This is a genomic window from Corynebacterium sp. 212_CJEI, assembly GCF_001055915.1.
In the GTDB taxonomy this organism is placed as follows: domain Bacteria; phylum Actinomycetota; class Actinomycetes; order Mycobacteriales; family Mycobacteriaceae; genus Corynebacterium; species Corynebacterium jeikeium_D.
In genome coordinates this window covers 18,195-32,086 of the sequence record NZ_JVPT01000015.1, presented here as the reverse complement: position 1 = coordinate 32,086, position 13,892 = coordinate 18,195, and the positions used below count along the sequence as shown (strand labels likewise).

Genomic DNA, 13,892 nt, shown 5'->3' with positions numbered 1-13,892 from the left:
GGCCTGCTCGGTGGAGGTGGCATCTTCCGCCGACTGCTGTTCGGTAACCTCTGGTTGCGCCGGAGCCTGCTCTGCCTCTGGCTGAGCAGGAGCCTCCTGAGCTTCGGTTTCCTCTGCTGCCGGGGCAGGGGTGCTAGCGACTGGCTTGGCCTTGCGTGCGCCACCCGGGATTGGAGCGCCCTTGGTTGCCTTCGGAGCCTCAGTCGGAGCTTCGGTTTCTGCAGCTGCTGGCTCTGCCTGCGCGGCCGGTTTAGCGGCCTTGGCGCCGCCCGGAACTGGAGCGCCCTTCTTGGCGCCGCCTGGAACCGGGGCACCGCCCTTGGCACCGCCTGGCTTCGGAGCGCCGCCCGGAGCTGGAGCACCCTTCTTGGCACCGCCTGGGGTCGGGGCGCCGCCCTTTGCACCACCTGGAACCGGTGCGCCGGCCTTGGCACCGCCTGGCTTCGGAGCGCCACCCGGAGCAGGAGCACCCTTCTTGGCACCACCTGGGGTCGGTGCGCCGCCCTTGGCACCACCCGGCTTCGGAGCACCACCCGGCTTCGGAGCACCACCCTTGGCAGCAGCGCCTGCAGCAGCACCAGCAGCTGCGGCACCAGCGCCGGCAGCGGAAGCCTTCTCTGCCTTCTTCTTCTCGGCAGCCTCAGCCTTCTTGCGCTTAGCTTCCTCTTCCTCGAGGCGCTGACGCTCTTCCTCTTCAGCCTTCTTTGGATCGACCCAGCCACGCTCCGGCTGCTCAATCCACTCCGGTTCGCGTGCCTGCGGCAGCTCGCCGTCGACCTTCACGGAGTCGCGGAGCATCTGGGCGATGTCCAGGACCTCCGGCTTCTTCTCGTCGTCCTCGATGACGTTGTTGACGCCATCGTTCATCATCGTCTTACAGAACGGGCAGCCGATGGCAATTGCCTCAGCGCCGGTTCCGACAGCCTCTTCGGTGCGGTTTACGTTGATGCGCTGACCGATGGTCTCTTCCATCCACATGCGAGCGCCACCAGCACCACAGCAGAAGCCGGTGTTCTTATTACGTGGCATTTCGACGAGGTTGGCGCCGGACGCGCCAATCAGCTCACGCGGAGCTTCGAATACCTTGTTGTGGCGGCCCAGGAAGCATGGGTCGTGGTAGGTGACCTGGCGGCCCTGACCCGAAGCAACCGGCTGCAGGCGGTTAGCACGAACCAGCTTGTTCAGCAGCTGGGTGTGGTGGACAACTTCGTACTGTCCACCCAGCTCCGGGTACTCGTTCTTGAAGGTGTTGAAGCAGTGCGCACAGGTGACGACAATCTTGCGCTGCTTCGGCGGCACACCGTCGAAGACCTCGTCGAGCTGCTCGATGTTCTGCTCAGCCAACATCTGGAAGAGGAATTCGTTACCAGCACGGCGAGCGGAGTCGCCAGTACAACCCTCGGCCTGGGAGAGCACAGCGTACTTCACACCTGCGGTGTAAAGCATCTCTGCAACAGCCTTGGTGGTCTTCTTCGCATTGTCGTCGTAAGCACCGGCACAACCGACCCAGAACAGGTACTCGGTATCGTCGAAGCTCTCGACATCCTCGCCCCAAATCGGGACAACGACGCCTTCCTTGCGGACCTCATTGATCCAGTCGGCGCGAGTGGAAGCGTTCTGGCCCCACGGGTTGCCCTTGGTCTCAAGGTTCTTGAACAGGCCAGCCAGCTCGGTCGGGAAGTCCGACTCCACCAGGACCTGGTAGCGACGCATATCAACGATGTGGTCGATGTGCTCAATGTCAACCGGGCACTGCTCAACACAGGCACCACAGTTGGTGCAGGACCACAGAACGTCCTGGTCGATGATGCCCTCGTCGCCGTCGCCAACCAGCGGCTTGGTCAGGAGTGCTGCGCCAGCACCTTCGCCCTCGCGAGCGGTTTCGATGGTCTCGCCAGCCAACAGGTACGGGGCAGAAGCGTAAGCGTGGTCACGCAGCTGGTTAACCAGCAGCTTCGGGGACAGCGGCTTGGAAGTGTTCCATGCCGGGCACTGCTCCTGGCAGCGACCACACTCGGTGCAGGAGGTGAAGTCCAGCAGAGCCTTCCAGGAGTGGTCGGTGACTACGCCGGTGCCCATGGAGTCAACCTCCGGGTCAGCCTCTTCCAGGTTCAGGATTTCGCCGTTAGAGGTCATCGGCTTAGCCCCAGCGAGGGCGTTGTAGCCGTCAGCGTTGCGCTTGAGCAGGATGTTGGCGAACGCCAGGAAGCGGTGCCATGCGACACCCCAAGTTAGGTTGCGGCCAACAACGAAGAGCCAGACCATACCGGACAGCAGCTTAATCAGCGCGAAGATGGACACCATGACTTCGGAGGCCGGCAGAATCTGTGCGATACCACCGGTGACGAAGTTCGCCCAGGTCCAGACCTCGGCGCCAGTGTGACCGTGGTCGCCGTAGGTAGCCAGCTTGGCAGCCTTGACGAACATCATGCCCAGGCCCTCGATGAGGACGACGGCCTCAACGAAGTAGGCAGCCTTGGCGTTGGATCCGTAGAAGCGGCTCAGACGCTCCTTGCCCAGGTTGGTCTGGCGGACGAGAATCAGTGCCAGGATGCCCAGGGTGGTGCCCAGGCCGAGCAGTTCGTCGATGAAGTGCCAGGCGGTCAGATTCCTGAGGATTGGCCAACCACCGGCTGGCCAGAAGGTCTGAATGTACGCCTCGAACCACACTAGGGAACCGAGGAGGAAGCCCACCATGACGAACCAGTGAGCCACAGCAACGCCGGGCTTCTTGGCCATCTTGGTGTGACCGACGATCTCTCGGATCATGGTCCAAATACGGGTTCCCCATTCACCGGTGTGACCGTACGTCTTTTGGCCCACCATGATGGTCTTCACCATATGGGTGAATCCCTTAATAAAGATGAACCAGCAGGGCAGGGACAACAGGACGCCAATAACGCCGACTGCGACGGTGAATCCGGTAGATTCCGGAATCGCCGTGTCAGCCGTCGCCGCGGCGAGGTTGAGCACGCTCATAATGTTCCTTCTAGGCTGGCTCAGCCAGGGTGATGGCTGAGTGAAAATAGTTCTCTTGTGAGTTCTATCACGAGCCGCGGACGCTTACCTAACTAATGTGCAAAATAGTGCTGAATTCATCGATACACGGTGTAACCAGCGGTTATTTGACGAATTACGCAAAAAAATCGTTGTTTTATTCGAGAGGGGTTCGAGGGGGTTGACGCCTTCGCTTGACGACGGCGCGCGGCACTTTCGTCGTCACGCATTTGTAGGCGGAAGTGGCGGCGGAGTTGCGTGTATGTAGTTGTCGAGTGTTGTCGATTCGATGTTTTGCGGACGCATTGTGGGGGTAGTGCTGGAGTGCAGGGGTGGGGCTGTGTTGCGAGGTGGAGAAGATGTTCGGTGGCGTGTTGATTTTTGAAGATTGACTGAAGCGGACATCTATTCACATGCGTTACATCCTTAACTTAAATAACAATAGTGACTTCTGTACCTGTGTTTTGGTGGATAATTTGCTATTGGATCCCGGGATTTGCTGGCAGTTAACGAAAAAGTCATTAAATGTAACTCACTTTTATGAATCCCAAGTGGATTTAAAAGCCTCTACGTCCGCAATTTACCTGGTAGGCGGCGTGCTATTTTGGTGGCGAAGAGAGTGCCTGGCCACCCCCGCGTAATTCTTATGTAGGCGCCATTTTGTGTAGCGCCTAGTATTAGCGGCGTGATACTGCGGATTTATCCGCCTGATTCTAAATGGCATGTGGGGTATGGATTTTTCCGTGCCACTTTTCTTGAGAGGGACTTTAATGGCGCGATCTTTCCGTGCAATCGCTATGGCTGGAGCTGGCCTTATTCTTACTGCGAGTGCGGTCTTTGGCTCGGGCGCAGTGGCAAACGCCAATCCGGTCAGTGCAGTCGCAGTCAAGGCGTTCAATAGCTCGCTTGCGACTCCAGTGGTGGTTTCCCCGGTCGGACGTGCAGCTGCGGAGACTGCGTTACTTGATCCTCAGGTGCCGATTATTGTGCTCGGGGCCCGTCTCAATCCCGACTGCAGTGCTCCTGCTGTGTTGACGTCCCGATTGGAAACTGCACGTTCGCTGGCGCTGCGTCATCCGCTTAACCCGGTCGTCGTCACGGGTGGTCGTACTCGGCCGGGCTGCCAGACTGAGGCTGAGTACATGCGTGATGCGCTTGCATCTATGGGAGTGTGGAAGCGACGAATCACGATGGAAACAAACTCAGACTCCACCGTTGAAAACGCGGCAGGCACTGCATACCTTGCAGGATCGGGAGCCCGTGGCGTTCGTGCTGCTGTCATTGTGACTTCTCCAACGCACACACCGCGTGCACGAGACACCTATGCTGCCGCCGACAACTCGGCTCTGTGGCTGGCAGTCCCGTCGACTGTGAACTAGCAGTTTCTAGGAATTGGTGAAGTTTGCCTCGCGCTTTTCAGTGAAAGCGGCCATGCCTTCCTTCTGGTCATTGGAGGAGAACAGGGAGTGGAAGGTGCGACGCTCAAAGAGCAGTCCCTGCGACAGCGTCATTTCGTAGGCCTGGTTGATCTGTTCCTTAATCAGGGTAGTGGCAACCAGAGACTTCGACGCAATGGTGTCGGCGACTTTCAGGGCCTCGTCGAGAAGCGCGTCCGGCTCGACGACGCGGGCGACCAGACCTGCGCACTCAGCTTCCTCGGCACCCATCATGCGGCCGGTGAGGCACATCTCCATTGCCTTAGCCTTGCCGATTGCGCGGGTGAGACGCTGCGAGCCGCCCATGCCCGGAGAGATACCGAGGTTGACTTCAGGCTGACCGAACTTGGCCTTAGCGCCAGCGATGATGAAGTCCGCCATCATAGCGACCTCGCAGCCACCGCCCAGGGCATAGCCATTGACGGCGGCGATAACTGGAGTGCGGACGGAAGTTAGAACGTCCCAACGTGCGAACCAGTCGGAGACGTACATCTCGGTGCCGGACTTCTCCGCCATCTCCTTGATATCCGCACCTGCGGCGAAGGCCTTTTCGGAGCCGGTAATGATAATCGCGCCGATGCCGGAGTCGCGGTCGAAGGAGGTAGCTGCGGCGCCGACCTCTTCCATGGTCTTGTGGTTCAGGGCATTCAGTGCCTTCGGGCGGTTTAGGGTGATAATGCCGACGCGACCTCGGGTTTCGGTAAGGATGTTTTCGTAGGTGGTCATTAGATACTCCTTTGGGATGGCTTGAGTTTGGTGAAAGTTGTGTATGTAGCCCGCAATTCCAAAATCTGAAGAACGTGGCTGCGGCTTGAAAAGTCTTTCCTGTATGCGAGGGTACCTGCGGTAGCGGGTGTCGTCAGGCTGTTTGAGCTGATAGGTGCAGGGTGGGGCGAGTTGGTGTCTTTTAGTGCTCGATGTGCCGGTGGCCATATTGGCTAACTAGACAGCTTTGTCTATATACTTCGCTTTATGTCGAACAAGAACACCGCAAACACGCACGAACTATGGGACATTGCTCGCAAGCTTCGGGAAAACCACACCTATGTTGACTTGACTCACGCGTTTCACGCCGGTCAGCCGAAATTCCCTGCGCTTCCCGACGAACAGCGAACACGGCTTTTCACCGTTGCTGAGCATGGATTTGAAATCGACCAGTATCAGTTTGTTGGCCAGTGGGGTACGCATGTGGATCCGCCTGTGCATTTCGTCCAAGAGACGAGAACTCTTGACAATATTGGCGTCGAGCAGATGATCCTGCCTTTGGTCGTCCTAGATTTCACTGCTGAAGTCGCTCGGGATAATGATTTCTCCCCTTCGATTGCTGATGTCGAGGCGTGGGAGGAACGCAATGGTTTGATTCCGGGCGGTGCATTTGTCGCATTTCGCAGTGACTGGTCAAAGCGGTGGCCTGACGCTGAGGCAATGGCCAATGCGGATGAAGAGGGCGTGACTCACTACCCAGGATGGAACGTTGAGGTTGTCGAATGGTTGATAGACAACCGTGGCGTTGTGGCGATTGGGCACGAGACCACTGATACGGACCCCGGCATCGTGGCTCATGGTGGCAGCTTGCCGACGGAACTCTATCTATTAGGGCGTGACCGATGGCAGATTGAACTTCTGGCTGGGCTCGACCAGGTGCCGGAAACGGGGGCTCTCGTGGTTGCCTCCTGGCCGAAGCCAAAGGATGGGACGGGGTTCCCAGCTCGAGTTTTTGCTGTTTTGCCAGTGTAATCCTCCCACTGCCTTCGAACGGTTTTCGAATACGCCATAAAGCTTCGCCTAACTCAATCCGAGCCTAGATGCGTGATTCAGCCGTCATTGTTTGAGAGCTTTGCATTGTCCGTTCACTGCGTCGACCGAAACGACGAGCCGACAGCACGGATTATCCTCCGGCGTGCATTGTCAAGATCGGCCGGCTCTATGTGCTCGCATGGGGTGAGCTCTGTGAAGGCATGGGCGGCAGTGCCGCGGTGAAGGCGGATTCCCGAGTGGCAATCCGCCTGTGGTCTTAACCTCGCTTACGCAGTGAAACTACCAATGCGGCAATACCGGTCAGCGCGCCCACGAGGCCGAGCCCCAGGCCCCAGCCGCCAAGCGTGCTGCTCGAATCCTCGCTGGTAGCAGCTGCGGAATGCTCCACGTCGTCTGAGCGGCTATCGCCGTGGTTTGTCTCGCTGGTGCCATGGTTGTGGCTGTGGTCGTGGCCGTGGCTATGTTCATTGTCTTCCGACTTCTCAATCAGCTCCACAGTTGGAACCGGGTAGTCACTATCGTGGTCCTTTTCAGCCCAGTTCATCGAACCCTTTTCACAGGTTTGCAGCGTCGGCACCTCAACTGTCGACGGCTTTGCGTCATCAGCCACCTTCACGCTGAGCGTCAGAGAATCCTTCAGGTCCGACGGCAGTGGAGTCTTTGCGGTGTAGATGACCTTCTGCACCTTTTCATTCTTGCCAGAGCCGGTCGACTCCTTGGTGACATCCCAGTTCGCGTTCACGTTCGGCGTAACCTTTTCGAACTCCTCCGGGATGGTGAACTCGACCTTCGTCGTCGGCGAACCGTCGCAGCCATGGCCGACCCCGAAAGCCAGATCCGCGTAGCCGCCAATCGGGGCAGACGACGGGGTTGCATGCACATGTGCGGATGCAATGGCAGGGAAGGCGAGGGTTAGTGCGGCGCTTGCCGACGCTACTGCGAGCCCACGGAAAAAGGGGAAATGGTGTCGCTGTGCATTCTGAGGCACGAAAAACTCCTAAATAAGTGGGATGAATTCTTGGCTCAATCGCCCCGTAAATGGGGAGAATTTAGACATGTATTAGTGGAGCCGCCAGAGCTGATTCGGTGTCAGGCCATGGGGTAACAAGGGCATGGCCTGTTGATGAGCCGGTGGCTGCAAAACACGTCAGGGGATTAGTCGGTTCGCTGTGCAGGAAAGTTCCCAGGGCTAGTGCTAGGAAATTCTTTGTCCCCCTGGAGTCCAGAGGCAGGATTCTGTATAGAAAATTGCGCTGTCGGCTACCGTGAGTGGCTTTAGAGCATAGTCTTGTAAAAATCTTTTATCGCGGTGACCTGCGGTGATGACGGTTTTTTTAGAAAAGTTGAGTCGGGTTGGAATAACTTTGTCCCATAGTCCGTTGCATAGCATGACAAACATTGAGTCGGACACACTCAAGTTTGCTTGACAGATTTTCTACGGCAATGCAGACTTGAGCGCGTAAGACTTAAGGGCAATTCTTTTACTCTTCTAGAAAGGTGTTCATCATGGGACGCGCTGTTGGTATTGACTTGGGTACGACGAACTCCTGTGTCTCCGTCCTCGAGGGCGGCGAGGCTCAGGTGATTGCGAACGCTGAGGGTTCGCGCACCACTCCGTCGGTGGTTGCATTTGCAAAGAATGGTGAGGTCCTGGTTGGCCAGTCCGCTAAGAACCAGGCTGTCACTAACGTTGATCGCACTATTCGTTCGGTCAAGCGCCACATGGGTACTGACTGGAGCATCGAGATTGATGACAAGAAGTACACTCCGCAGGAGATTTCCGCTCGTACGCTGATGAAGCTGAAGCGCGACGCTGAGTCTTACCTGGGTGACGACGTCACTGATGCGGTTATTACCGTTCCGGCTTACTTCAACGACGCTGAGCGTCAGGCAACCAAGGAAGCGGGTCAGATTGCTGGCCTGAACGTCCTGCGCATTGTCAATGAGCCGACTGCTGCTGCACTTGCTTACGGTCTGGAGAAGTCCGACAAGGAGCAGACCATTCTGGTCTTCGACCTCGGTGGCGGTACCTTCGACGTCTCCCTGCTGGAGATCGGCGACGGTGTTGTTGAGGTTCGCGCAACTGCTGGTGACAACAAGCTCGGTGGCGATGACTGGGATCAGCGCATCGTTGACTGGTTGGTTGAGAAGTTCCAGTCCAGCAACGGCATTGACCTGACCAAGGACAAGATGGCTCTGCAGCGTCTGCGTGAGGCTGCTGAGAAGGCCAAGATTGAGCTGTCCTCCTCGCAGCAGGCATCTATCAACCTGCCGTACATCACCGTTGATGCTGACAAGAACCCGCTGTTCCTGGACGAGACCCTGTCCCGTACTGAGTTCCAGCGCATCACCTCTGATTTGCTTGACCGCACTCGTAAGCCGTTCCAGCAGGTCATTGCTGACGCTGATGTTTCGGTTTCCGACATTGACCACGTCGTGCTGGTCGGTGGTTCCACCCGTATGCCGGCAGTCTCCGAGCTGGTCAAGGAACTGACCGGTGGTCGTGAGCCGAACAAGGGCGTTAACCCGGACGAGGTTGTCGCAGTTGGTGCTGCTCTGCAGGCTGGCGTTCTGCGCGGTGAGGTCAAGGACGTGCTGCTGCTCGACGTCACCCCGCTGTCGCTGGGTATTGAGACCAAGGGCGGTGTCATGACCAAGCTGATCGAACGCAACACCACTATCCCGACCAAGCGTTCGGAGACCTTCACCACTGCTGAAGACAACCAGCCGAGCGTTCAGATTCAGGTCTTCCAGGGCGAGCGTGAGATGGCTGCAGCTAACAAGCTGCTGGGCTCTTTCGAGCTGGGCGGTATCGCTCCGGCACCGCGTGGTGTCCCGCAGATTGAGGTCACCTTCGACATCGACGCCAACGGCATTGTCCACGTCACCGCTAAGGACAAGGGCACTGGTAAGGAAAACACGATCACCATCCAGGACGGCTCCGGCCTCTCCAAGGAGGAGATCGACCAGATGATCAAGGACGCTGAGAAGCACGCTGACGAGGACAAGAAGCGCCGCGAGGAGCAGGAAGTCCGCAACTCGGCTGAGTCCATGGCTTACCAGACCCGCAAGTTCGCATCGGAGAACGAGGACAAGGTTTCCCAGGACATCCGCGACCGCGTTGAAGAGGCCGCCAAGGAAGTCGACGAGGCTCTGAAGGGCTCCGACATCGAGGCCATCAAGTCCGCCGTCGAGAAGCTGTCCACCGAGAGCCAGGAGATGGGTAAGGCTATCTACGAGGCTCAGGCAGCTGAGGGTGCAACCGCAGCCGAGGGTGCTGAGGCCGCTGACGCTGACGACAACGTCGTTGACGCTGAGGTCGTCGACGAGGACGAGAAGGACAAGTAAGAATGACTGACCAGGATCAGGGAAACCAGCCCACCCCGGAGGAGCCGGCCAACCTGGCCGATCAGGTCAACGAGGTCTTCGAGCAGGCCAAGCTTGACGACGACGTGGAGCCGGCGACCGAAGGTGCCGCCGGCGACACCGCCGCGGAGGAAGCTGCAGACCCAGTTGCAGCCATCCAGCGTGAGTTGGATGAGCGCACGGAGGACCTGCAGCGCCTGTCGGCGGAGTTCGCAAACTACCGTCGTCGAGTTGACCGAGACCGTGAAGCCGAGCGCGTACAGGCGAAGGCAAAGCTGGCTGGAGAACTGCTGGTTTTGGCTGATGACCTCGACCGGGCTGAAGAGCACGGCGACTTGGCAGACGGCACGCCGCTGAAGGCTTTCGCGGATAAATTCCGTGGCGTGCTGACCGCACAGGGTGTTGAGGAATTTGGTGCCGCAGGAGAGGAGTTCAACCCGGACATCCACGAGGCTGTCCAGGATCTCTCTGAAGGGGATGACAAGGTTCTAGCCAATGTGCTGCGCAAGGGCTACCGAATTAATGACCGTGTCATTCGTACGGCGATGGTAATCATCGGCGATCCGCAGTAGCGGAGACACAAGTGACGCAGATTTCTTTGAATTAGTTTTTCTGAAAGGAGGAGATGCACCATGACTCAACGGGAATGGGCAGATAAGGACTATTACGCTGACTTGGGCGTCTCTAAGTCTGCGTCACTCGACGAGATTAAAAAGGCCTACCGCAAGTTAGCCCGGGAGAACCACCCGGACAAGAACCCGGGTAACAAGGCCGCTGAAGATAAGTTCAAGCGAATCTCCGAGGCATACTCGGTGGTCGGTGACGAGGACAAGCGCCGCGAATACGATGAGCTGCGTGCAGCTCTCGCAGGTGGTTTCCGATTCCCCGGTGCCGCAGGTGCCGGCGGAGCCGGTGCTGCCGGTGCACGTGGATTCGACTTCGACGTGTCGGATCTCTTCGGCGGAGGTGCCGGATTCGGTGGCAATGCTGGTGGTGCAGGTGGCCTAGGTGATTTCCTGGGCGGCTTCGTAAACCGCAATGGTGGCGCTGGTGCTGCCGGGCGGCAGAAGGCCCGCCGTGGTGCGGATGTGGAGACAGAGATTACGCTCGATTTCCGCGAGGCTGCCCAAGGTGTCACCATCCCGCTGCAGCTCACCAACCCGTCGCCATGCACGAACTGCAATGGTTCGGGTGCAGCGCCGGGAACCTCACCGGTGACGTGTACCACCTGTCATGGTTCGGGATATGTCAAGGAGCAAAAGGGGGCCTTCGGCTTCTCCAGTCCGTGTGCGGACTGTGGTGGCCAGGGCACTCGTATCGAGAACCCTTGCTCGCAGTGTAACGGCACCGGTGTGACCACCCGCCGTCGTACCATCACCGTTCGCGTCCCCGCAGGTGTGGTGGACGGCCAGAAGGTCCGTCTTGCGGGCCAAGGTGAAGCGGGACTGCGGGGACGTCCGGCCGGTGACCTCTTTGTCACCGTTCATGTTCGCCCGGATGAAGTCTTCACCCGCAGCGGCAACGACCTTGAGGTCACGGTGCCCGTGAGCTTCGGCGAGCTCGCACTCGGCGGCACCATTACCGTGCCGACGTTGGGTGACAAGATTCGCGTGCGTGTCCCGGCTGGCACAGCCGATGGCCGAACACTGCGTGTGCGCGGTCGAGGAATCCCGAAGCGCAATGGCACTCCGGGTGACCTGCTGGTAACCGTGCGTGTGAAGGTGCCGACCAATTTGGACGACAATGCCACTTCGGCATTGCGCTCCTACGTCGAAGCGGAACGTGCCAGCGGGTTCAATCCTCGTGAGGGTTGGGCAGGTGCGAAATAATGTCCGACAACACTGAGGTCTATGTCATATCCGTAGCCGCGAATCTCGCGGGCATGCATGCGCAGACGCTGCGCAATTATGACCGACTCGGGTTGGTAACTCCGCAGCGAACCTCCGGCGGAGGTCGGCGCTACACCAAACGCGATGTGGCGCTGCTGCGTGAGATTCAGCGTCTGAGTCAGGAAGACGGCGTCAACCTGGCCGGTATTAAGGCCATCATCGACCTGACTGAGCGGGTGGATTCGCTTGAGCAGGAAAATGCAGAACTGCGAGAGCAGCTCTATCAAGCAAAGGCACAGGCTCGTCGTTCGCGAGGCGAACTGGTTCACGTCCCACGCTCTACGGCAGTGGTGATGTGGGAGCCGCGCACACGACGCCGGCACAAAGACAACCGCGGTGGGGAAAGGTAATCCCACACGGCTGAGTGAACGGACTAACCAGCGTCGCCTGGTTAGTCCGTTTTCTTTTGGCTTGTTAATTTGGGCCGTGGATTCGCAACCGCTGATCTGAGAGACCGGTCAGCTGTCAGTTAGCCACCGGTTGGCCTCGCGGGTGAAAACTTCGTCGTCAAAGTAGTGTTCGATGTGTGGGTTGCCCTGGATGTGCCGATACTTTTGAGGAATATCCTGCACGGGAGTGACCATGAATTCGGCCAAGTCTCGCATGGACAGGCCACGCTCACTCAGGTTGAGTGCGTACGCGCCGAAATCCTTATCCGCTGGGTTTTTCCCATGAATCCCCAGTTCGGCAGGAATACGAATGGGGTCCATCGGGGACGTCGCCACTGCCACACGGTGGCTATTTTCATCTTCGGGTCGGACTGTGCCGTCCGGCTTGAGTAGTTTCATGTCGTTTGCGCGCTCCAGTCCGGGGCCAACACCTGGCGGAGCTATGAGCAGCACCCTATCCGCGTAGAGGCCACTACCAAGGGAAGCCTGCGAGACCACCGTCGCCCCATAGCTATAGCCGGCAACAACGTGCCGCTGAGTAGAAGACGTGCCGTGGCTAGTAATGCCACCGGCAATCGCAGTGTCACCACTATCGACACCACCGGAACGTTCAATCAAACCAGCTTGCAAATGCTGCAGCCGCTCAGCGGCAAAATTGTGATACTCGGTGCGTATGGCCTCACGGAGGTCGGGCGGCGCGTCATAGGAAAACAACACCACCGCCACATCCTCCGGATCTTCACCGGCGGCGTGGAAGGTCGCGGCTACGCGCTCGAACTGCCTGCTAGCATCCTCCGCGCTAGAGCTGGTGCCGGGGACGAGAGTAATCACAGTCGATGCTCGCTCAACGTCACCGAACGCAATCGCAGAATGTCCAGGCGAGGACTCCAATAGTTGTCCAGGAGGCAGCCCCAAAGCCCGGGCGCGAGCGGACATGGCAGCGTCTATCTCCGATAGCGGTCTACTCGAATACGCCCCAGTCAATCCGCTCCCAACTTCCAAGTCCCAACCACCGTCAAGCCCTCTGTCAGCAGGGTTGCCAGTACCACTGCCAGCCTGTGATGGCTGCAATCTACCCGAGCCGCTAACTTCGCTTGCCACCAGTGGTGAAAGAGCTGAGATTGCGCCCGCCGCCTTCTCATCGAGTCGGTTGAGTTCAGCCAAGGCCGACTGAATCCGAAGCTGCGAGGTTGCACGCCATTCGGCCATGGTGAAAGGCCCGGCAGGAATTTTGGGATGAACGAGGCTGCGCGCAATCGCAGACAGCATGCCCTCCGGCGGAGTCACCGCACCAGAAACCAGGTTCACCTGAAACCCCAGGTTGGTTGCCTGGTTTACCGCGGCGGTAAGTTCGCGGATGACGTCGTTAAGCATGGCGGCGGTGTCGCTGCAGCAGGCGGCGAGACGTTCGAGCGCGACGCTGCTTCGGCGCAGACGCGTGGAGCTGTGGGTGACAGAAACCTCGGCGGCGCTGCGGTTGTCGCCGGCGAAGTCATCCTCTGAAAGCGCGTTGAGTGCGGCCTGGGAACTGTCGGCGGAATCGGCGAGGGCGCGCGCCCCGGAACGCAGTGCCCGGGCAAGCGTCTCCAGCGAATCCACACGCCACAGCAGCGCTTCGCCTACCGTGACCATGACAGCTTTTCCAAGGCGGCGGACTGGTCATGCTCGTGCGCGAGAGCGCTGACAGCGAGGGCATCGGCAGCCTGCGCAATAACGTCGATGTTTGTGCACGCGGCAAGCAATGATTCCGACCACTTCCCACAAGTAGTGGAGACCGCGGGGACAATCCGTGAACCGGGCAGGGCAGAGGTGAGCCCGGCGCTTCCTGGGGCAGCTGCGACGATGGTGGAAAGAGCATCAATACGAGTGGAAATCTGCTGGTAGGAACGACTTAAGGCGGATAGTTGAGCTGGGTTGACTGTGATGTGTTCGGCCATGTTTTTGATTCTGCTGGGTGGAGTAAGGCAGCGGAAGACCATCTTCAGCGAACTGTGGATAACTCTGAGCGGAAGCAACGCAGGAAGCCGCGCTGTGGATAACTTCAGGGCGGTCAATCC

The 13,892-nt window shown here is 58.7% G+C and carries 11 protein-coding genes; 6 read left to right on the top strand and 5 right to left on the bottom strand.

Annotated features, from left to right (window positions below):
* Positions 1-2,979, bottom strand: a 2,979-nt coding sequence (locus ADB02_RS01490) for a (Fe-S)-binding protein (protein WP_049189447.1), incomplete at its 3' end; no start/stop codon positions are given.
* A 788-nt stretch (positions 2,980-3,767) separates the two neighbouring features.
* On the opposite strand from ADB02_RS01490, the gene ADB02_RS01485 reads away from it, so the two are divergent.
* Positions 3,768-4,376 carry a YdcF family protein gene (locus ADB02_RS01485; RefSeq protein WP_049189446.1) on the top strand — a complete coding sequence of 203 codons (609 nt, stop codon included), beginning with the start codon at positions 3,768-3,770 and terminating at the stop codon, positions 4,374-4,376.
* Positions 4,377-4,382: 6 nt separating this feature from the next.
* Here ADB02_RS01485 and ADB02_RS01480 read toward each other — a convergent pair whose 3' ends face one another.
* Positions 4,383-5,159 (bottom strand): enoyl-CoA hydratase, encoded by a 777-nt coding sequence (locus ADB02_RS01480; protein ID WP_049189445.1) that lies wholly within the window; start codon positions 5,157-5,159, stop codon positions 4,383-4,385.
* Between the two features lie 246 nt (positions 5,160-5,405).
* On the opposite strand from ADB02_RS01480, the gene ADB02_RS01475 reads away from it, so the two are divergent.
* Complete coding sequence (locus ADB02_RS01475) at positions 5,406-6,170, top strand: cyclase family protein (RefSeq protein WP_049171735.1); 765 nt, start codon at positions 5,406-5,408, stop codon at positions 6,168-6,170.
* A gap of 277 nt (positions 6,171-6,447) precedes the next feature.
* On the opposite strand, the gene ADB02_RS01470 is transcribed toward ADB02_RS01475, so the two are convergent.
* Complete coding sequence (locus ADB02_RS01470) at positions 6,448-7,179, bottom strand: YcnI family protein (protein WP_049171733.1); 732 nt, start codon at positions 7,177-7,179, stop codon at positions 6,448-6,450.
* Positions 7,180-7,697: 518 nt separating this feature from the next.
* Between ADB02_RS01470 and dnaK the strand changes: the two genes are divergently transcribed.
* Genes dnaK through ADB02_RS01450 form a run of 4 tightly spaced genes read left to right on the top strand, consistent with a single transcriptional unit; the run spans position 7,698 to position 11,796 of the window.
* On the top strand, positions 7,698-9,539 hold the full coding sequence (gene dnaK / locus ADB02_RS01465) for a molecular chaperone DnaK (protein ID WP_048734453.1): 1,842 nt from the start codon (positions 7,698-7,700) through the stop codon (positions 9,537-9,539).
* A 2-nt stretch (positions 9,540-9,541) separates the two neighbouring features.
* Complete coding sequence (grpE, locus tag ADB02_RS01460; protein WP_016421563.1) at positions 9,542-10,129, top strand: nucleotide exchange factor GrpE; 588 nt, start codon at positions 9,542-9,544, stop codon at positions 10,127-10,129.
* A gap of 60 nt (positions 10,130-10,189) precedes the next feature.
* Entirely contained in the window at positions 10,190-11,386 is a 1,197-nt protein-coding gene (dnaJ, locus tag ADB02_RS01455) for a molecular chaperone DnaJ (protein ID WP_005511752.1), read from the top strand.
* Positions 11,386-11,796 (top strand): heat shock protein transcriptional repressor HspR, encoded by a 411-nt coding sequence (locus tag ADB02_RS01450; RefSeq protein ID WP_016421562.1) that lies wholly within the window; start codon positions 11,386-11,388, stop codon positions 11,794-11,796. Before dnaJ ends, ADB02_RS01450 begins: the two co-directional genes overlap by 1 nt.
* 108 nt (positions 11,797-11,904) lie before the next feature.
* On the opposite strand, the gene ADB02_RS01445 is transcribed toward ADB02_RS01450, so the two are convergent.
* Positions 11,905-13,467 carry an alpha/beta hydrolase gene (locus ADB02_RS01445; protein ID WP_049189444.1) on the bottom strand — a complete coding sequence of 521 codons (1,563 nt, stop codon included), beginning with the start codon at positions 13,465-13,467 and terminating at the stop codon, positions 11,905-11,907.
* A complete protein-coding gene (locus ADB02_RS01440; protein ID WP_049189443.1) occupies positions 13,455-13,772 on the bottom strand; it encodes a hypothetical protein in 318 nt (105 codons plus the stop codon). The genes ADB02_RS01445 and ADB02_RS01440 overlap by 13 nt, the downstream gene beginning before the upstream one ends.
* Positions 13,773-13,892 lie beyond the last annotated feature (120 nt).

Bases quoted from the DNA above. Each gene is read 5' to 3' on its own strand.
- ADB02_RS01450 (WP_016421562.1), top strand. From the start codon at position 11,386: ATGTCCGACAACACTGAGGTCTATGTCATATCCGTAGCCGCGAATCTC.
- ADB02_RS01485 (WP_049189446.1), top strand. From the start codon at position 3,768: ATGGCGCGATCTTTCCGTGCAATCGCTATGGCTGGAGCTGGCCTTATT.
- ADB02_RS01475 (WP_049171735.1), top strand. From the start codon at position 5,406: ATGTCGAACAAGAACACCGCAAACACGCACGAACTATGGGACATTGCT.
- grpE (WP_016421563.1), top strand. From the start codon at position 9,542: ATGACTGACCAGGATCAGGGAAACCAGCCCACCCCGGAGGAGCCGGCC.
- ADB02_RS01440 (WP_049189443.1), bottom strand. From the start codon at position 13,772: ATGGCCGAACACATCACAGTCAACCCAGCTCAACTATCCGCCTTAAGT.
- ADB02_RS01445 (WP_049189444.1), bottom strand. From the start codon at position 13,467: ATGGTCACGGTAGGCGAAGCGCTGCTGTGGCGTGTGGATTCGCTGGAG.
- dnaK (WP_048734453.1), top strand. From the start codon at position 7,698: ATGGGACGCGCTGTTGGTATTGACTTGGGTACGACGAACTCCTGTGTC.
- dnaJ (WP_005511752.1), top strand. From the start codon at position 10,190: ATGACTCAACGGGAATGGGCAGATAAGGACTATTACGCTGACTTGGGC.
- ADB02_RS01480 (WP_049189445.1), bottom strand. From the start codon at position 5,159: ATGACCACCTACGAAAACATCCTTACCGAAACCCGAGGTCGCGTCGGC.